We start from the raw sequence: 18,769 nt of genomic DNA, 5'->3' as shown, positions 1-18,769 counted from the left end.
ACCCCTAGAGGCAAGGATGGTTGCAAAAAGTTCCGACCGGTATAGTGAAGTCACATAAGTCACAACAGTCAAGTCTCCCTTTGTCATAAAGGGAACATTGATTTCCCGCAGCGCGCTGTGATGAGGGTCTGGCGCACAGGTTGAGTCACCATTTGTCTGCCATCGATGGCAGCAGAAATCAGGAGATTCCTTGTGTTTGATGTGATCGATTGAGCGTTTTTCTTCCTGCGTCTACATGCCGTGAGCACCGTTTCGGTGCTTGGGAGGCGGTGTCGAGGGTGTCTTTGCCGTAGGTGAGCTCGGGCTAGTGCCCGTGCTTCGTATTCAGCCGCGCTCGGTGGCTGAGTGGGGGGTATTTCCTTCGGTGGCTTCCTCATGCCTATTTCCGGGCAGGGTTAGTGTCGTCTGGAAGAATTCGGCGGAAACTTTTTCCGTACCCAATCAATGACTTTGAACTCAGTTTGATACTGGGCTTGGAATACCTTTGTCTTAATATTTCTGAAATAGATAGCCAATACTATCGTGAACCGCGAAACCGCCACTATTAATCCCAGCGCGAAAACCGGCGAGGCCGCACCAATATGTGACGTCCTCGTGATTGGTTCTGGTGCTTGCGGGTTGTCTGCTGCCGTGGCGGCGAGCCTGCTGGGGTTGGACGCGCACGTGGTCGAAAAGCAGGCGCTGGTCGGTGGCAGCAGTGCCTACTCGTATGGCACCTTGTGGGTGCCGTGCAGCCCCGCTGCGGCGCGCGAGGGCCTGGCCGATGACCCGCAGAGCGCGCTGACCTACCTGCGCCACGAGATGGGTGCGCAGTTCGACGAAGCGAGGGCGCGGGCCTACCTGGCGCACGCACCGCGCATGCTCGAGTTCTTCGAGCGCCATGCCGGCCTGCACTTTCATTGCCGCGAGAACTTCCCCGACCATCACCCCGACAAGCCCGGCGCGAGCCTCGGCGGGCGGACGATCTTCGTCGCGCCGTTCGACGGGCGCGAACTGGGCGCGCTGATCCGGCAGCTTCGGCCCCCGCTGCGCACGCAGACGCTGATGGGCATGATGTACACGCCCAAGGAAGTGAAGATCCTGCAGAAGGCGACGCGGTCCTGGGCCTCGTTCCGCCACACCGCGCGTCGCCTGCTGCGCCACTGGGCCGACCTGGCACGCCATGGCCGCACGATGTGGCTGACCAACGGCAACGCCCTGGTGGCCCGCTTGCTGAAGGCCAGCACCGGCCTGGGCATCCCGGTCTGGACCTCGTCGCCGATGCGCCGCCTGCTGGTGGAAGACGGCCGTGTCTGCGGTGCCGTGATCGAACGCGACGGCCAGCTCGTCACGATGCGTGCGCGGCGTGGCGTGGTGCTGGCGTGCGGCGGCTTCGGCTGGAGCGGTGAGTGGTGTTCCGAGCTCCTCGACCGCCCGGCGCTCGATGGGGCGAACTGGTCGCTCGCCACGCCTGGCAACACGGGTGACGGCCTGCGTGCCGCGCTCGAATCAGGCGCCCGCATCGACGACCATCTGCAGACTCCGGCGTTCTGGGCACCCGTCTCGCGGCCGCCGGGCCCGGGCGCTGAACTGGCGGGTCACTTCCACGACCGCCATCGCCCGGGCTTCCTGGCGGTCGACGCACGTGGCAGGCGCTTCGCCGACGAGGCTTTGTCGAACCACCACTTCGCCGAGGCGATCGTGCGTGCCGCGCCCGAGGGCCAGGCGCCGGTGGCCTACCTGATCTGCGACCACCAGAGCCTGCGGCGCGTCGGCTGCGGCGACCTGATCGCGCCGTGGCCCGCGCGGCTGGCACCGCACCTGCGCTCGGGCTACCTGCAGCGTGCCGACAGCATCGCCGAGCTGGCACCGCGCATCGGCATCGACTCGCAGGCGCTGGAGGCCACGGTGGGTGAGTTCAACCAATATGCCCGCGAAGGCCGCGACCCGCTGTTCGGCAAGGGCGAGTCGCCGTTCGCCCGCTACTACGGCGACCCGGCCCACCGGCCCAACCCTTGCATCGGCCCGCTGGGCAAGCCGCCTTACTACGCGGTGCGGCTGACCGCCGGCCACATGGGCACGCTGGTCGGCCTGAAGACCGACATCGCCGGCCGTGCCCTCGGCCACGACGACCGGCCGATCCCGGGCCTCTATGCCGTGGGCAACGACATGGCCAACGTGTTCGGCGGCGCCTGCCCGGGCGGCGGCATCACGCTCGGGCCGGGCATGACCTTCGCGCACCTGGCGGCGCAGCACATGGCCGGCCAACCGATCGAGGGACTGGCCGACACCCCCTGTGACCAGGAGGCGTTGGCCGCTTGAGGGCATTCGCCGAAGTAACGAGATACGCGACATGAATCCAATGATCAAGAACCACTGGTATGTCGGCTGCGCATCGAGCCAGCTCGACAACGCCCCGCGGGCTGCACTGGTGCTGGGCGAGCCGATCGTGCTGTTCCGCGACCGCGAGGGCCAGCCCTGCGCGCTCGAAGACCGCTGTTGCCACCGCGGCGTGCAGCTGTCGCTCGGCAGCCTCACCGCCGAAGGCTGCATCGCCTGCCGCTACCACGGCTGGCAGTACGACCGCAGCGGGCGCTGCGTGCACGTGCCCTCGCTGTGCAGCGGCACGCCGGTGCCGTCGGGCTTCAAGGTGCGCAGCTTTGCGTGTGTCGAGCAAGACCACTACGTCTGGGTCTGGATGGGCGACCAGCCGCCCACCACCGCCGGGCCGCCCGCGATCCGTGGGCTCGAAGCGCACGGCTGGACGCAGGGCGTCATCGAGTCGGCCTGCGATGTCGACCTGCTGTTCGACAACATCCTCGACTCCTCGCACATCCCGTTCGTACACGCGGGCACGCACTGGGGCTACTTCCTCAACAAGATGTTCGGCTTCAAGGACTACGAGTACGAAGTCCGCACCACCGAGCAGGGCCTGGCGGTGTTCTATCCGCCCTCGGCCGGGCCCGAGGCCCCGGGCCACCTCGACGACAAGGTCGCCTCGTACCTCGAGTTCGAACTGCCCGATCGGCTGTATGTGTTCCAGCGCGGCGTGAAGTCGAACTTCTACCTGGTGCTGCACATGGTCAGCCGCGGCCCGGGCCTGACCCGCGTCGAGTGGTTGATGCAGCAGCGCGACCGCACCCAGGGCGTCGAGTGGATGGGCAGCGACAACGCCACGCTGCAGCAAGACCGCGTGCTGCTCGAAAGCGCCCAGCGCAACTACGAGCGCGGCGGTGCCGACTTCGAACGCCACGTGCCGGCCGACTACCCGCCGCTGCTGGCGCGCCGGCTGCTCGCGCTCGCCCGGGGCGGCGAGTGGCCGGCCAAGCGCCACGAGATCGTGCCGCGCAAGCTGGTGCTCGTCCGGCAATGACCCCATCGAACCCGCCACCGCACCCCTGCGTCTATTGAAGGAGCCTCCCATGACCACCCAACGATCGATCATCGAACGTGAGCTCGTCCGCCTGCTGGCCGACATCGTGCAGGTGGACCCCGCGACGGTGATGCCCGAAGCGGGCCTGGCCGACCTCGGCATCACCTCGCTGCAGTTGGTCGAGGTGATCTTCTCGATCGAAGAGAAGTACGGCATCTCGATTCCGTACAACGCCAACGAAGGTCGGCTGGAGTCGGTCGGCGTGCTGCTGGACACGGTGGTCGACCTGATCGAAGCCAAGGCCGAGCAGGGCCTGGGGCTGGACGCCGACCTCGGCATCGCCCGCGCCTGATCCGAGGCCACGATGAACGCCCGCCTCCACCTGATCGCCGCACGGGAGCAGACGCCATGAGCCTGCACCGTGAAGCACACGAACGCGTCGTCGTGACGGGGCGCGGTGTTCTGTCGTCCATCGGCCGCGGCGTGCCCGGCTTCGCCCAGGCGCTGGCCGAGGGTCGCAACGGCATCGGCGCACTGGCCGACATGCCCCGCGTCGGCGCCGCGTTGAGCGGCTACGACGGCGCGGCGGAGTTCAGTGCAACCGACCTGTCGATGATGGACCGCGCCACCCAGTTCGCCGTCATCGCGGCGCGTGAAGCGGTTCAAGAGAGCGGGCTCGATTTCGAGGGCGAGATCGGCACCCGCACCGCGGTGATCTTCGGCAGTGCCTCGGGCTGCCTGGCCACCGTCGAAAGCACCTACGGCAACTTCTTCGGCGACCGCACCCGGCGCATGCACCCGATGACGGTGCCACGCATCATGGCCAACGCGCCGGCCAGTCACATCAGCCTGCTGCATGGCATCACCGGGCCGGCCTTCATGGTGGCCACCGCCTGTGCGTCGTCGGCCTACGCGGCGGCGCTGGGCCTGCAGATGATCCGCGCCGGCGTGGTCGACGCGGCCATCGTCGGTGGTGCCGAAGCGGCGCTGCTCGAGGGCAACCTGAAGGGCTGGGACGCGCTGCGCGTGCTGTCGCCCGACACCTGCCGCCCGTTCTCGAAAGGCCGCCGCGGCCTGGTGATCGGCGAGGGCGCCGGCATGCTGGTGCTGGAGTCGCTGGCCCGGGCCCGTGCACGTGGGGCCACGATCCTGGGCGAGCTGGCCGGCTGCGCAATGAACTCCGACGCGCACCACATCCTGATGCCGTCGATGGAAGGCCAGGCCGCGGCGATCCGCGCTTGCCTGGACGACGCACGGATGAGCGAAGACGAGGTCGGCTACGTCAACGCGCACGGCACCGCCACCGCGGCCAACGACCTGACCGAGACGAAGGCGATCCGCCGCGTGTTCGGCCACGGGGCCGACCGGCTGCACGTGTCGTCGACCAAGTCGATGCATGGTCACACGCTGGGTGCCGCCGGTGCGATCGAGCTGATCGCCACGCTGATCAGCCTGGAGCGCGGCTTCTCGCCGCCGACCATGAACTTCGTCGAGCGGGACCCGGAATGCGACCTGGACTACGTGCCCAACGAGGCCCGGCCGGCGAGCTGCAAGGCGGCGCTCAGCAACTCGTTCGCGTTCGGTGGCCACAACGCGGTGCTCGCGGTGCGGGCTGCCCACGGCATGTGAGCGCGATGATGAACGCCGCCGAACGCCTGGACCTGCTCGACGCGCTGCCGCACCGGCCGCCGATGCTGCTGATCGACCGCATCGTCTCGGTGAGCCCGTTCGAGCACGCCAGCGCCGAGAAAGACGTGACGCTCGACGACCCCTGGTTCAAGGGCCACTTTCCGGGCCAGCCGATCTTTCCCGGCGTGCTGATCCTCGAGGCGATGGCGCAGACGGCCTGCGTGCTCGCCGCGCACAGCACCCGCTCGGACACCGGCCCGCGGCTGCCCTACCTCGTCGGCGTCGACCACGCACGGTTCCGCCGGCTGGTGCAGCCGGGCGACCGGCTCGACCTGAGCGTGCGCTCGTTGCGCGCCTGGGGCCCGTTCTGGCGCCTGTCGGCCCGGGCCGAAGTCAACGGCGAGCTGGCGGCCGAGGCCACCTTGACCGCGACGCTGGCACCTGCACCGACGACTTTCCCCGTGGCGGCGGCCCCGCGCCACGCCCCGACAGCCACCCCAACGATGCCCGCTCTTCTTGGAGCCCACGATGAATGACATGACGATCGCCGACCCCGGCATCGACTGGAACGACGAAGCGCCGGCCACCGTGCCGGCCTACCTGAGCGACCCGCGCGAGATCGACTTCTTCTTGTGGGAGTTCTTCCGCGCCGACGAAACCGTGATGAAGAACGCGCCGTTCCACCAGGGCACGCGTGAATCCGTCGAGGCGCTGCGGGTCAAGGCGCGTGCGCACTCGCAGCGCCTGTCGGCGGCCTACAGCGCCGGCGACCGCGATCCGGCGCGCCGCATCGACGACGACACGGTGCACATTCCTGCCGCCTTCCACGAGCTGTGGGACGAGCACCTGCGCGACTGGAACTGGATGCGCCGCCAAGGCGACGAGGCCACCGGCTACGACGAAGGCGAGGTGATGTACCCGCACCTCGTCAACCAGGTGATGGGCGAGTCGTTCATCGGCGCCAACCCGGCCTTCATGACCTATTGCGGCTTCACGCCGGCGGCGGCCACCTTGCTGCGCCAGCGCGGCACCGAGCGGCAGAAGGCGCTGTTCGTCGACAAGCTCGACACGGTCGAATGGGACGCCTGCTTCTGCGCCACCGAGGCCGAGGCCGGCTCCGACCTGACGGCGGTGCGCACGACCGCGCGGCCGCTGGGCGACGACGTCTACGCGATCACCGGCGAGAAGGTCTACATCAGCGCCGGCATGCACTCGCTGACGAAGAACACCATCCACCTGGTGATCGGCCGCATGGCCAGCGCGGCGCAGTCGCCGATGTCGCTGTCTTGCTTCATCGTGCCGCGCTACTGGCCCGAGGCCGACGGCTCGCTGAGCCCCAACAACGTCGTCTGCGCCCACGTCGAAGACAAGATGGGGCTGAACGGCTGCGCCAACACGCGGCTCGTGTTCGGCCGCGGCGAGCAGCCCACGCGCGGCTTCCTGCTCGGCAACAAGGCCAACGTGGCGCTGCTGCAGCTGGCCAACCTGATGACCAAGGCGCGGGTGCACACGGGCATCCACAGCGTCGGGCTGGCCTCGTCGGCGTACCTGCATGCGGTGCGTTATGCCCGCCAGCGCACGCAAGGCGCCCGCTTCGATGAGTCGTCGAACCCGCGTGCGCCGAAGGTGCCGATCATCGAGCACCTGGACGTGCAGCGGATGCTGCTCGACATGAAGTCCAAGGTCGAGGGCTGCCGCATCCTGATGGGGCGCATCTCGTACCACGCGTCGATGGTGCAGCACTACCAGTACCTGCAGGACCACCTGGGCCAGCCGATCGACCGCGCCGAGCTCGATCGCCATTCGCGGCTGATGTACATGTACAGCCCGATCGGCAAGGCCTACATCTCCGAAGAGGCCTGGAACGTCGTGACCCAGGCGATCCAGGTCCACGGCGCCGAAGGCTACCTGCGCCGCCGCCCGCTCGAACAGTACGCGCGGGACATGAAGATCCTGACGATCTGGGAAGGCACCAACTACATCCAGTCGCAGCACCTGGTGCGCGACCGCCTCGGCTTCGGCCGCCAGTCGACCGCCTTCGGCGCGTTTGAAGAAGAGGTCAGCCGCAGCCTCGCGCAGTCGGCGCAGTACCCGGGGCTGACGCGCGAGTTCGCCGCCGTGGCCGAGGCGCTGCGCCACCTGAAAGACGCGCTGCAGGACATCGCCGCCCAGGCCGACGCCGGCAAGCTGCTGCTGGTCAGCCAATTCTGTTCGCGGGTGTTGACGATGTTCGGCGACGTGATGGTGGCCTGGAACCTGCTCGAAGCCGCCTGCATCGCGACACGGCGGCTGGGCGAGATCGGCGAAGACCACGCCGACCGCGCCTTCTACTCGGGCAAGCTCAAGTCTGCCCGCTACTTCGTGCACAACGTGCTGCCCCGGGTGGCAACGCTGCGCCAGGTCATCGGCCGCGGCGACGCGAGCTACGTGCATGCCGACTCGCTCGAGTTCGGCTTCGCGGAGGGCGTGTGATGCAAAACCTGGCCACCTTGCTTTTCGACTCGGCCAGCCGCGCGCCGTTTCGCCCCGCCTTGCTCGACGAGCGCCACGCGCTCGACTACGCCGCGCTGGCCGGTCGGGTGCGCCGCTTTGCCGATGCCCTGCTGGCCGCGGGGCTGAGTTCGCAAGGCCGCGTGGCGCTGTTCCTCGACAAGTCGGTCGACACCGCTGCGCTGTTGCTGGCGGTGGTGCACGCCGGCGGCATCGTCGTGCCGGTCAACCCGAAGCTGAAGGCGCAGCAGGTGGCCTACATCGTGCGCGACTGCGGCGCCGAACTGCTGGTGACCACGCCGCACCGCCTGGGTGAGCTGCGCCCGCTGCTGGCCGATGCGCCGGTGCGTGTGGTGCTGGCGGGGGCGGCGACGGTGGCCGACGAGTCGCTGACGAGCCTGACGTCGCTGCTGATGGCGGCGAGGGCCGATGCGCCGGTGCATCGCCGCATCGACGTCGACGCCGCGGCGATCCTCTACACCTCGGGCTCCACCGGCCACCCGAAAGGTGTGGTCGTCTCGCACCGCAACCTGGTGGCCGGCTGCCAAGCGGTCAACGCCTACCTCAGCACCCAGGCCGAAGACGCGATCCTGGCGCTGCTGCCGATCAGTTTCGATGCCGGCCTGAGCCAGCTCAGCACCGGCCTGGCGGTGGGTGCCAAGGTCGTGCTGCACACGCCGCTGCAGGCGCAGCAGGCCGCGGCCGCGGTCGGCCAGCACGGCATCACCTCGATCACCGCGGTGCCGCCGCTGTGGTCGCTGCTGGCCAGCGCGCGCTGGGAGGGCATCGCGACCGACCAGGTGCGCCTGTTCGCCAACACCGGCGGGCACATGAACGCGACGCTGCTGGCGCAACTGCGGCAGACCTTCACGAAGGCGCGGCCGTTCCTGATGTATGGGCTGACCGAGGCCTTCCGCTCGACCTACCTCGACCCGGCCGAGGTCGAGCGCCGGCCGGGTTCGATCGGCAAGGCGATCCCGAATGCCGAGATCCTGGTGCTGCGCGCCGACGGCAGCGTCTGTGACGACGACGAGCCGGGCGAACTGGTGCACCGCGGTGCGCTGGTCTCGATGGGCTACTGGAACGCGCCGGAGAAGACCGCCGAGCGCTTTCGCCCGCTGCCGCCCCGGCTGGCCGATGGCCTGGCGACCGAGATGGCGGTCTGGTCGGGCGACATCGTTCGGCGCGACGCCGAGGGCTTCTTGTACTTCGTTGGCCGCCGCGACGAGATGATCAAGACCAGCGGCTACCGCATCAGCCCGACCGAGATCGAGAGCGTGCTCAGCGCGGCGCCGGGCGTGCGCGACGCTGCCGCGTTCGGCGTGCCCGACGGCGACATCGGCGATGCGATCTACGCCACCGTTGCCCCGAGCGGCGACGACTTCGATCGCGCGCTGGTCGACGCGCACTGCGCCAAGGCGCTGCCAGCCTACATGGCGCCGCGCCTGGTCGTGCTGGACCAGCTGCCGCGCTCGGCCAACGGCAAGATCGACAGGGTGCATCTGCGCGAGCTGTGCGTGCAGCTGCATGCCGAGACGCGTGCCGCGGCAGCCGCCGCCCCGGCAGCGGCGGAGACCACGGCATGAAGACCTCGTTGGCCACCGAAGCAGGCTATGGGGCGGCCCGCCCGTCGCCGGCACCGGCGCTGGCTGTGGTGCAGACCGAGGCTGCAGCCGGCCCCGCATTGGCGTTGCGCCACCTGTCGGTGCCGCTGCCGCGCGGCCTGCTGACGATCGAGGGCTGGCAGATCGAGCGGGGCCACAAGGTCGCGATGATCGGGCGCAACGGCGTCGGCAAGACCAGCGTCGTCGAAGCGCTGCTGGGCTTGCGTGAAGGCGCGCGGGTCGAGGGCACGATGCTCGGCACCGAGTTGGCACAGTGGCACCGCCGGCCCGAGCTGCGCAAGCGCCTGGGCGTGCAACTGCAACGCGTGGCCTTCCCCGGCCGCCCGCGGGTGCGCGAGCTGGTGGCCATGCACCGTGCGCTGTTCGACCACACCTCGGGCGAGGTGATGGAGGCACTCGGCGTGCCGGCGCTGCTGCCGCGGCTGTACGAGTTCTTGTCGCGCGGCGAGACACAGCGCATCGACCTGTTCCTGGCGCTGGCCCACGAGCCTGAGATCCTGTTCCTCGACGAGCCCTTCACCGGGCTGGACCCGCAGTTCGCGAAGAACCTCTCCGCGTTGATCCGCCGCCAGACGCGCGCAACGATCGTGATGAGCTGTCACACGATCGAAGAGTTCAGCCTGGTCGACAAGGTGGCCTGGCTGAAGACCGATGGCCTGGCGCGCTACGACGCACCGGAACACCTGCGCCATGAACTGGTGGGTGACTACCGGTTGGTCGCGCAGTGTGAAGACGAGGCCGGCGCCGCACGGCTGGCGCAGTCGCTGGCGAGCGACGTGCCCAGCGGCGCGCGCATTCACACCGATGGCGCGCGGGTGCAGGTGGCCGCCGCCGAGCCGCTGGCCGACCTGGCGCGAGCGCTGGTCGACCGCGCCGGCGTGCAGTCGGTCGAAGCTGGCCGCAGCACGCTGGTCGACCTGCTGCGCCATTGCGCCAAAGAGGGAGCCTGAGATGTTCCGCCGCCTCGCCACGCTGGTCTACAACGAGACGATGATCCTGCTGCGGGACTCGACCACGCTGTTCTGGATCCTGATCTTCCCGTTCTTCTTTCTCTTCATGATGCTGTTCTCGTACGGCACCGAAGGGAAGCTGCCGCTCCAGACGATCGAGATCGCCGACCTCGACCGCACGCCGCTGAGCGAGCGCTTCATCGCGCTGGTCGGCTCGACCTTCAACGAGAAAGACGCGATCCCCGGCAAGCTGAGCGACGTCGACCCCGACAGCCGGCTCGGCAAGCAGGCGGTGCGCATCACGGTGCCCGAAGGCTTCGGCTACGCGGTCGAGCGCAAGCGGCCGGTCGACGTGAAGGTCACCTATGCGCAAGACGGCATGCCGGCGCAGTTCGCGGTGCGCGTGGTGCGTGCGCTGACCGTGCGTTTCAACGCCGACGTGGCCGAGGCGCCCGAGTCGGTCGACGTGGTGGTCGATGACCGCGACGCGGCGCCGTCGCTGTCGTTCACGCACTACACGCTGACCGGCATCCTGGTGATGTCGATGATGTCGGCCGGCATGACGACGATCTGCATCGCGCTGGCCTACCGGCGCGAGCGCAACGGCTTCAAGATGATGGCCTGCATGCCGATCAGCGCCGGCTCGTTCCTGTCGGCGATGCTGCTGTCGCGCCTGCTGGTGCTGTGCGTGGCGGCGTTCGCGCTGCTGTTCGGCGGCCACTACCTGTTCGGCATTCCGCTGACCTTCAACGCACCGCGCCTGCTGCAGTCCGCCGTGGTCATCGTGCTCGGCGGCTCGATGCTGCTGGCGATGGGCACCGCGATGGCCGCCCGCATGGCCACGGTGGCCAGCGCGACGCTGGCGACCAACCTGGTCTACATCGCCTTGCTGTTCCTCAGCGACCTGACGATGCCGCTGACGGCGATGCCGACGGCCGTGAGCGAGGTGATGCGCCAGTTGCCGACGGCGCAGTTCGTCACCGCGCTGCGCCACGTGCTGGTGCGTGGTGAGGGCCTGGGGCAGCAGCTCGGCCTGCTGGCCGCGATGCTGGGCTGGACGCTGCTGTTCGCCACGATCGCCCGGGTGACGTTCCGTTGGCACCGCCAGGCAGGAGGTTGAGCCGATGAGCCCCTGACCCCGCCTGTACCGAGCTGTCCCTTTCCGATTCCTTTTGCATCTCTCCATTCCATTCATTGACAGGAAGACGACCATGGAAACCAAGAACACCCTGAACCTGCTGGTCGGCCACGTTGCCAAGGCCCTGAACCAGGAAGCCATCGACGCCGATGTCGCGATCGGCGAGCTGGGCTTCGACTCGATGCGCGTCGTCGAGCTGATCCTGATCTGCGATGAGCTGTACGAGACCTCGATCGACCCCGAGTCGATCAACCTCGACCAGTTCACCACGCTGCGCGGCCTGGACGAGCAGTTCCAGGCGATGGCCGCCAAGGCCCGCGCACAGACCGAAGTCGCCACCGCGAAGTGACTTTGGCCATGGCTTCGACCCTCAGCAGCGTTGCCTTGCGCGACGCGGACACCGAAGCGCTCGCCGCGCTCGAGACGCCTTGCTACGTCTTCGACCCGGCGACCGTGATCGAAGACCACGCGCGGCTGCGGGCGGAGCTGGGCACGCCCGTGGTCGTGTCGATGAAGGCCAACCCGGTGCTCGACCTGCTCGTGCGCTGCAACCACGCCTTCACCGACGGCATCGAGATCGCCTCGCTCGGTGAACTGAACGTCACCGTCGGCCGCATGACGGTGCCGCGTTACGTCAACACCCCGGCGCTGGACGCGACGCTCGCCGCCGCCGCGCTGGCCTGCCGCGCCACCTTGATCATCGATGGCCCGCAGCAGCTGGCGTTGGTGCGCGAGGTCGCGGCCAAGGCCCGCGGCCCGTTGCGCATCGGCCTGCGCATCAACGCCGGTGCGCTGCTGGAATCGCCCGAGCGCCAGCGCGACCACTTCGGCATGGACCTGGACACGCTGTGGTCGATGCTCGATGCGCTGAAGGACGACCCGCTGAAGATCGCCGGCCTGCACGTGTTCGCCGGCTCCAACAGTTTCGGCGACTGCGCGGTGCCGATCGCCGAGCGCATGGCCAACCTGGTGGCCGACGTGCGCGGACACGCCGGCGCGGCGCTGGAGTTCGTCAACCTCGGTGGCGGCATCCCGGCCAACTGGCGCGAGGCGGGTCTCGATTTCGCACCGTACCGGGCGGCGCTGGCGCGCCTGCAGCAGCAACCGGTGACGGTGATGCACGAGGCGGGCCGCGCCGTGTTCTCGCGCGGCGGGGCCTTCCTGACGCGGGTGCTGGCCACCCGCTCGGTGGGCGGCCGCGCCGTGGCCGTGTGCGATGGCGGCATGGCGCAGTGCTTTGCGCTCGCCCAGACCGAGAACTTCGTCAAGAAGCCGGCGCAGCCGCGCCGCGTGCCGCTGGCCGCCGAGGCCGACGCTTCGGTGCCGGCGGGGCCGACGCTGCTGGTCGGCAGCAGCTGCAACAAGGCCGACCGCATCGGCCAGCTCGACGGTGAGCCGGCGAACGTCGGCGACCTGCTGGTGTTCGACCACTGCGGCGCGTACCACAGCTACTCGCCCACCGGCTTTCTGAACCTGCGCGGCGCCCAGCGCTACATCGCCTCATGAATGCGCCGTCGACAGCCTGGGAAACGGCCGTGCCTGCCGCGCTGCGGGTGGCGGGCACCTACGTCGGCGCCGGCCGGCCGCGCTTTTGCAAGGCCGAGCTGGCCTGCGTGCCGATGACCGATGCGCACGAGTACGCCAGCGTCTCGCTGTTCGAGCAGCCGCAGGCCGCGCCGGTGCTGGTGTCGCCGACGCAGCGCTGCGCCATCCTGACCGGCGTGGTGCGCGAGCTGCGCGCCGAGGTGCCCGGCCTGAGCTTCATCGGCGTGCGCATGTACGGGCCCGACTTCGACGTGCAGATGTCGGCCGAGCTGTTGGCGCCCGACGTGCTGGTGGCCCACGCGCCGCTGCAGCTGCTGCCGGCGATGCGCCGCGCCGGCCGCCGCAACATCGCGATCGTCCAGCAGGATCTGCGCGCCGACGGGCTGGAGCAGGGGCGCAACGAGTTCGCCGTCTGGCTGGTCGAGCCCACCGCCGAAGCGGTCGAGGGCTTCCAGCGCTTCGTCGACCGCAGTGCGTTTCTGCAAGGCTTGTCGGGCCTGAGCGTGGCGCCGGTCGCTGACAGTGCGCTGGGGGCGTTGGCATGAACACCCGAGCCACGCCGGCGGCTGTCGCGCCGCAACGCCCGCTGCCGCGGGTGCAGGCCGCGCTGCACACCCGCATCGTCGCGCCGTTCGGCGGCCACGCCAGCACCGCGCCGCAGCGCATGGGTTGGCTGGCCGACGAGGTCTGCGCGCAGCTCGACGAGGTGCGCGCCACCACGCCCGAGGCGCACTGGAACCACATCCTGTGCACGACCTGCCTGAGCCCGATGCTGACCGGCTGGCCGCAGCATGCCGAAGGCTTCAGCGCCCGCATTGCAAGCCACAGCGGCATCCGCCCGCTGGCCTTGCTGCAGGCCTACCAATGCGCGGGCTGGGGCTACGCCCTGCGCTTCGCCGGCCAGCAGGCCGGGGCGCAGCGGCTGGCGATCTCGATCGTCGATGCCGACATCCACGAAGCCGTGTCCAGCGCCTATGTCGCGGCGATCGGCCGCATCGGCTTCGGCATCACGACACTGGGCCTTGAGCTGCCGGCCGGTGCGGCGCTGCCGCGCTGCGGCGGACCGTTCCCGAACCGCGCGTTCAACGAGTTTCTGCATGCGGTCAAGGCCAGCCACCGCGAGCGTGGCCGCGTGCCGACCTTCATCCCGTTCCTGCCCGAAGGGTTTGCCGGCGTCGCCGAACGCATGATCGGCACCGACAACCTGTGGCCGAACCGGCACGAAGACTACGGCCACACCTTTGGCGCCGACCCGTGGATCGGCTTGATCGAATGGTGCCGTGCCCACCCGTCGGCCGAGTCCCGCGACGTGACGCTGGGTGCCTTCGCGTACCACGGCTACTTCACGTTGTGCAGCTTCGAGGTGCCCGCGTCGATCCAGCTGGCGCTGCGCGACTGGGGCGGCGAGGCTGACCAGCTGCGGCGTGATGCCGAAACCGCCGGTGAACCCGCTGCGATGGTGGAGGCCTGCGCATGAGCGCCATTGCAATGGCCACCACCGACCTGGCCGACACCTACATCCACGCGGCGGTGCACTGGCGCGTCGAGCCGCCGTTCGCGATCGACGCGGCCGACCTCGACCAGCAGATCACGCTCAGCGGCCAGCTGGCCGGGCGCCAACTCGCCGAGACGATGGCGCGCACCGGTTTCGACGCCGAGGCGCTGGTGGTCTCGTCGACCGTGATGACCGCGGCGATCACGATGAGCGCCGCCGGCGAGGCCCGCTTCTTCGACGCGATCGAGCAGGTCTGCGGCTTGCGGCCGCAGGCGATCGTCAACGCCTACATGTGCACCGGCTGGGGCTATGCGCTGCGCCACTTCCTGCGCCACACCGACGTGAAGCGTGTCGCGATCGCGATCGTCGACCTGGACCCGCACAACCTGGCCTGGCAGCGCCGCCACCCGGTCATCGGCGCCTCGGGTTTCGGCGTCACGACGCTGCTGGCCACGCTGCCGAGCGACCGCAGCCGCGAGCCGCAGTGCTCGGGCCCGCACCCGAACAGCGCGTTCAACGATTTCGTGATGGCGCTGAAGGCCCACCACGGCCGGCACGGCGCGCAGCCGACCTTCATCCCGTTCACCCAAGGGGCGCTGGCCACCACCGCCGAGCGTGTGCTGGCCAAGACGCAGCTGGGGCCGAACCGCAACGCCGAGTACGGCCACTGCTTCGGCGCCGACCCCTGGATCGGGCTGATCGAGTGGTTCGAGGCGCAGCCGCCGCAGTCGGCCTGCAGCGTCGTGGCCGGTGGCATTGCCTACAACGGCTACTACAGCTTCGCGCCGGTCGTCGTCGACGCGCAGACCTGCGTCGGCTTTCGCCGCCTCGGCGGCGATGTGGCCTCGCTCGAACGTGCGATCGGCGCGCCCGCCGACGAACCCTTGATCGATTCGCGTGCCGCGCGGCCGCATTCCCCTCGCCAACTTCCGCTGGAGCTACAGAGCCATGCTTGAGAACTACTGGTACGCCGGCAGTGCGTCGTCGCAACTGAAAGACACGCCGAAGGCCATCACGATCCTGACCGACAAGATCGTGCTGTTTCGCACCGCGCAGGGCGTGGCCCACGCGCTCGAAGACCGCTGTTGCCACCGCGGCGTGCAGCTGTCGCTCGGCAAGGTCGTCGACGAGCACATCGCCTGCGGCTACCACGGCTGGCAGTACGACGGTTGTGGCAAGTGCGTGCACGTGCCGTCGTTCTGCGAAGGCACGGCCATCCCGGCTGGCTTCAAGGTGCGCAGCTACCCGGTCGTCGAGCAAGACCACTACGTCTGGGTCTGGATGGGCGAGGGTGAGCCGCCGGCGCCGCCGCGGCGCATCCATGGCGCCCACGAATACGCGTGGAAGCAGGGCACGATCGACGCCAAGTGCAACGCCGAGCTGTTCCTCGAGAACATGCTCGACGGCGCGCACCCGGTGTTTGCCCACAAGGGCACGCACCCGGCGTACTTCTTCCACCAGATCAACGGCTTCAAAGAGTACGAGTACGAGGTTCGCGTCACCGACTACGGCTACGTGCTGTTCTACCCGGTGGCCGAGTCTGCCGATGCGCCGGTGCCGCCCAACGCCGATTCGCTGGTCACCTTCGAGCTGCCGGACCGCGTGACGGTGCTGCAGAAGGGCGCGCTGACCGACTTCTACAACGTGCTGCACATGGTGCCCACCGGCGAGCACACCTGCCGCATCGAGTGGCTGACCCGCAAGCGCGGCAAGGAGCATTGCGTCGAGTGGTGCGACGACGAGCCCAAGACGCTGGAACAGGACCGCGTGCTGCAGGAGAGCGCCCAGCTGAACTACGCCCGCGCCGGTGACGGTTTCGAGCGCAGTGTGCCGGCCGACTACGCCACGCTGCTCAGCCGCAAGATCCTGAACTTGGCGAAGAAGGGCCAGTGGGACCAGGCGGGCCGTGAGTCGCTGGTGCAGCGCAAGTTGGTGCTGGTGCGCCAGTAAGCCGGGCAGGGTGCAACGCCAATGGCTTCGATCTCTGCCATCGCCACGCATGACGCCACGCACGGTGCGCCCGCGCGCCGCCCGATGGGGCTGCAGCGCGCGGTGATCACGCGCCGCGTGCTGCTGGGCGATTGCACGACGCTGCGCGACAACGCGCGGGCGATGTTCTCGCGCCGCTACTGGCAACGGCCGGCCTGCGTGGTGCCCTTGGGTGCCGGTCGTCGGCGCGGGCCCAGCGCGGCCGACCTGGCCGTCGATGTGTCGCGCCAGCTGATGGGCCGCATGCCGCCGGGCTCGAGCGGGCGTGTCGGCGCCGTCATCTACTGCCACGAAGCGCCGGACGAGCGCATGTCGGAGTCGACCGTCGGCCGCCTGCAGTTCGAGCTGGCGCTGCGTGCGGCCAACCCCTTTGCGATCTCGCAGGCGCACCACACCGCGCTGTGGATTGCGCTGGACATGGCGCTCGGCCTGGTCGACGGGCCCGAGCAGGCTCAGCACGTGCTGCTGGTCGCCTCGGACAAGCTGGTCTTCGGCGGCCCAGGCACCGACGCACGCCGGCTGATCTTCGGCGACGTGGCTGCGGCGGCGCTGGTCAGCCGCGGCGAAGAGCAGGGCTGGGCGGTCGAGCAGGTGCTGCTGCGCCACTTCACCACCCCGTGCGACGCGCTGGCGGTGTGGCCACAGGCAGAGCTCGATGCGTTCGCACAGTTCGGTGCCGGCGTGCTGCGGCAGGCTCTGGCAGAAGGTGGCCAAGCGCCCGGCAATCTGCAGGCCGTGCTGACCACCTCGCCCGATGCGGCGTTCGCGGCCCGCGTCCACCTGGGGGCCGGGCTGGTCGTGCCGGCCGCCACCGCGGCGCCACGCCAACCCCAGGCAGGGTCGGCCGACCTGCTGCTGGCGCTGGCCGCCGTGGAAGCGGCGGTACCGGCCGGGGCGCGCGTGCTGGCCTGGAGCGCCGGCAACAACGGAGAGTTCGCATGCACCGTGCTGAGGCGGCTGTGAGCAGCGCTCCCTCTTTTGGCATCGCCGCCGGGGCCTGGTTCCTGCCGGCCGAGCGGCGCGGCCTGGACGACTGGGCCGCCGCGGTCGGCCCCGGCGTGGCCGGTGCGCTGCTGCCGTCGATGAAGGCCAACGGCTTGGCGAACTACCACGTCGCGCCGCAGATGAGCGTCGAGGCGCTGTGCGTTGCGGCGGTCGAGCGGCTGTGCGACGAGTCGGGCCAGGGCATGGCCGACATCGACCGGGTCATCTACTGCCACACCAACACCACCAGCGTGATGGCGCCGCCTTCGAGCATCCCGGCAACGCTGATCAAGCGCTTCGGCATGACGCGGGCGATCGGCCATTCGATCGCGCAGCAGAACTGCGCGTCGATCGTCTGCGCGCTGCGGCTGCTGCGCACGTTGATGTGGCGCGACCCGAACCTGCGCGAGGTGCTGATCGTCAGCGCCGACAAGGTGTTCGGCGAGACCTCGCGCAACGTCAGCAACTACGCGATCCAGAGCGATGGCGGGCTGGCCCTGCGCATTCGCCGCGACGCCGAGTTCAACCGCATCGGCCACATCGCCTACAACATCGACGGCCGCTACTACCGCGGCTCGGCCAAGGGGCCGGAGCTGACGCGCCGCTATGGCCTGAACTACGCGGTGCTGGCCCACCACGTGATCGACGACGTGATCCGCAGCTCGGGCTGGACCGCGGCCGATGTGGATGCGGTGCTGCCGATGAACGCCAACCTGACGGCATTCTCGAAGGTCATCGAGCTGCTCGGCATGCCGATCGACCGGCTGCACTCGCGCAACATCGGCGTCACCGGCCACCTGTTCTGCTGCGACCCGTTCCTGAACTTCCTCGACCGCTTCAAGGACCCGGCCCAGGTCGGCAGCGGCAACGCGATCCTGTTCGCGTCGGCCAGCTCGGGCGTGTTCTCGGCCGTGGGCGTCAGCCGCGCCTGGGCCGGTGCGCCCGACGCGGCCCCCGCTTTCGCCGCCGCCGCCTGCCTGGAGGAGGCCGCATGAGTCTTGTCCTCGTATTCCCAATGCCGGCGGTGCGCTGTGCCGGCCTCGTTTTCATTGCGCACGCTTGTCTTCCCTTGTCCGCCACGGAGTGACCTCACCATGAACCCGATCCGCCGCTACATCCCCGCTGCCTTTGCCGCCACCTTGTTCGCCGGCGCCGCCTCGCGCGCCAGCGCCGCCGCCCCGGAGGCCGCGGCCGAAGACCGCGCCGTCTACCACGTCAACGACGTGGCATCGGCGCGCGAGGCGCTGGTCAACATCAAGAACCACCTCGTCGCGTCGCCGGGCGCCAAGCTGGCGCTGGTGGCCAACGGCCGCGGCATCTTCATGCTGGTGCAGGGCGAGAAAGACCGCGTGGGCGAATACGCCCCGCTGATCAACGAACTGCAGGGCAAGGGCGTGCGTTTCCAGGCCTGCCGCAACTCGATGACGCAGAAGAACGTCGAGCCGGCCACGCTGGTGGCCGGCGTGAACATCGTGCCCGCCGGCGTGGCCGAGCTGACCCGGCTGCAGGTCACCGAGCGCTACGCCTACATCAAGCCCTGAGCGGGCGGTGCGCTGATCTCCATCCCGACAT

Annotated in this window: 18 protein-coding genes; all 18 read left to right on the top strand. The window is 69.2% G+C overall.

Annotated elements, in window-relative coordinates:
- Positions 1–522: 522 nt before the first annotated feature.
- The 18 genes from ACE3SG_RS03505 (at position 523) to ACE3SG_RS03420 (ending at position 18,738) form a co-directional block, all read left to right on the top strand.
- Positions 523–2,301, top strand: coding sequence for an FAD-dependent oxidoreductase (locus ACE3SG_RS03505; protein ID WP_374562589.1), 1,779 nt, complete (start codon positions 523–525; stop codon positions 2,299–2,301).
- Positions 2,302–2,332: 31 nt separating this feature from the next.
- Positions 2,333–3,352 carry a Rieske 2Fe-2S domain-containing protein gene (locus ACE3SG_RS03500; RefSeq protein WP_374562588.1) on the top strand — a complete coding sequence of 340 codons (1,020 nt, stop codon included), beginning with the start codon at positions 2,333–2,335 and terminating at the stop codon, positions 3,350–3,352.
- Between the two features lie 49 nt (positions 3,353–3,401).
- Positions 3,402–3,704, top strand: a complete 303-nt coding sequence (locus tag ACE3SG_RS03495) for an acyl carrier protein (RefSeq protein WP_374562587.1) — start codon at positions 3,402–3,404, stop codon at positions 3,702–3,704.
- Positions 3,705–3,760: 56 nt separating this feature from the next.
- Positions 3,761–4,981 carry a beta-ketoacyl synthase gene (locus ACE3SG_RS03490; protein ID WP_374562586.1) on the top strand — a complete coding sequence of 407 codons (1,221 nt, stop codon included), beginning with the start codon at positions 3,761–3,763 and terminating at the stop codon, positions 4,979–4,981.
- A gap of 8 nt (positions 4,982–4,989) precedes the next feature.
- On the top strand, positions 4,990–5,517 hold the full coding sequence (gene fabZ / locus ACE3SG_RS03485; RefSeq protein WP_374562585.1) for a 3-hydroxyacyl-ACP dehydratase FabZ: 528 nt from the start codon (positions 4,990–4,992) through the stop codon (positions 5,515–5,517).
- On the top strand, positions 5,510–7,453 hold the full coding sequence (locus tag ACE3SG_RS03480) for an acyl-CoA dehydrogenase (protein WP_374562584.1): 1,944 nt from the start codon (positions 5,510–5,512) through the stop codon (positions 7,451–7,453). The genes fabZ and ACE3SG_RS03480 overlap by 8 nt, the downstream gene beginning before the upstream one ends.
- On the top strand, positions 7,453–9,057 hold the full coding sequence (locus ACE3SG_RS03475; RefSeq protein WP_374562583.1) for an acyl-CoA ligase (AMP-forming), exosortase A system-associated: 1,605 nt from the start codon (positions 7,453–7,455) through the stop codon (positions 9,055–9,057). Before ACE3SG_RS03480 ends, ACE3SG_RS03475 begins: the two co-directional genes overlap by 1 nt.
- Positions 9,054–10,046 (top strand): ATP-binding cassette domain-containing protein, encoded by a 993-nt coding sequence (locus ACE3SG_RS03470; protein WP_374562582.1) that lies wholly within the window; start codon positions 9,054–9,056, stop codon positions 10,044–10,046. Before ACE3SG_RS03475 ends, ACE3SG_RS03470 begins: the two co-directional genes overlap by 4 nt.
- Before the next feature lies 1 nt (position 10,047).
- Positions 10,048–11,166: an ABC transporter permease gene (locus ACE3SG_RS03465; RefSeq protein ID WP_374562581.1), complete on the top strand. Its 1,119-nt coding sequence runs from the start codon at positions 10,048–10,050 to the stop codon at positions 11,164–11,166.
- A gap of 91 nt (positions 11,167–11,257) precedes the next feature.
- Positions 11,258–11,533 carry an acyl carrier protein gene (locus ACE3SG_RS03460; RefSeq protein ID WP_374562580.1) on the top strand — a complete coding sequence of 92 codons (276 nt, stop codon included), beginning with the start codon at positions 11,258–11,260 and terminating at the stop codon, positions 11,531–11,533.
- A gap of 8 nt (positions 11,534–11,541) precedes the next feature.
- Positions 11,542–12,690 (top strand): PLP-dependent decarboxylase, encoded by a 1,149-nt coding sequence (locus ACE3SG_RS03455; protein WP_374562579.1) that lies wholly within the window; start codon positions 11,542–11,544, stop codon positions 12,688–12,690.
- Positions 12,687–13,274, top strand: a complete 588-nt coding sequence (locus tag ACE3SG_RS03450; RefSeq protein ID WP_374562578.1) for a hypothetical protein — start codon at positions 12,687–12,689, stop codon at positions 13,272–13,274. Before ACE3SG_RS03455 ends, ACE3SG_RS03450 begins: the two co-directional genes overlap by 4 nt.
- On the top strand, positions 13,271–14,206 hold the full coding sequence (locus tag ACE3SG_RS03445; protein WP_374562577.1) for a hypothetical protein: 936 nt from the start codon (positions 13,271–13,273) through the stop codon (positions 14,204–14,206). Before ACE3SG_RS03450 ends, ACE3SG_RS03445 begins: the two co-directional genes overlap by 4 nt.
- Positions 14,203–15,180 carry a hypothetical protein gene (locus ACE3SG_RS03440; RefSeq protein ID WP_374562576.1) on the top strand — a complete coding sequence of 326 codons (978 nt, stop codon included), beginning with the start codon at positions 14,203–14,205 and terminating at the stop codon, positions 15,178–15,180. Before ACE3SG_RS03445 ends, ACE3SG_RS03440 begins: the two co-directional genes overlap by 4 nt.
- The gene (locus ACE3SG_RS03435; protein ID WP_374562575.1) at positions 15,173–16,174 is read left to right on the top strand and encodes a Rieske 2Fe-2S domain-containing protein; all 1,002 of its coding nucleotides are present in this window, start codon (positions 15,173–15,175) and stop codon (positions 16,172–16,174) included. The genes ACE3SG_RS03440 and ACE3SG_RS03435 overlap by 8 nt, the downstream gene beginning before the upstream one ends.
- A gap of 21 nt (positions 16,175–16,195) precedes the next feature.
- The gene (locus ACE3SG_RS03430; protein WP_374562574.1) at positions 16,196–17,176 is read left to right on the top strand and encodes a hypothetical protein; all 981 of its coding nucleotides are present in this window, start codon (positions 16,196–16,198) and stop codon (positions 17,174–17,176) included.
- Positions 17,152–18,192, top strand: coding sequence for a 3-oxoacyl-[acyl-carrier-protein] synthase III C-terminal domain-containing protein (locus tag ACE3SG_RS03425; RefSeq protein WP_374562573.1), 1,041 nt, complete (start codon positions 17,152–17,154; stop codon positions 18,190–18,192). Before ACE3SG_RS03430 ends, ACE3SG_RS03425 begins: the two co-directional genes overlap by 25 nt.
- A 99-nt stretch (positions 18,193–18,291) precedes the next feature.
- On the top strand, positions 18,292–18,738 hold the full coding sequence (locus tag ACE3SG_RS03420) for a DsrE family protein (protein ID WP_374562572.1): 447 nt from the start codon (positions 18,292–18,294) through the stop codon (positions 18,736–18,738).
- Positions 18,739–18,769 lie beyond the last annotated feature (31 nt).

The sequence above is a fragment of the Ideonella sp. genome (assembly GCF_041914305.1).
Lineage (GTDB): Bacteria > Pseudomonadota > Gammaproteobacteria > Burkholderiales > Burkholderiaceae_C > Ideonella.
The sequence above is the reverse complement of the archived record's forward strand: the minus strand, read 5'-3'. Positions and strand labels throughout refer to the sequence as shown.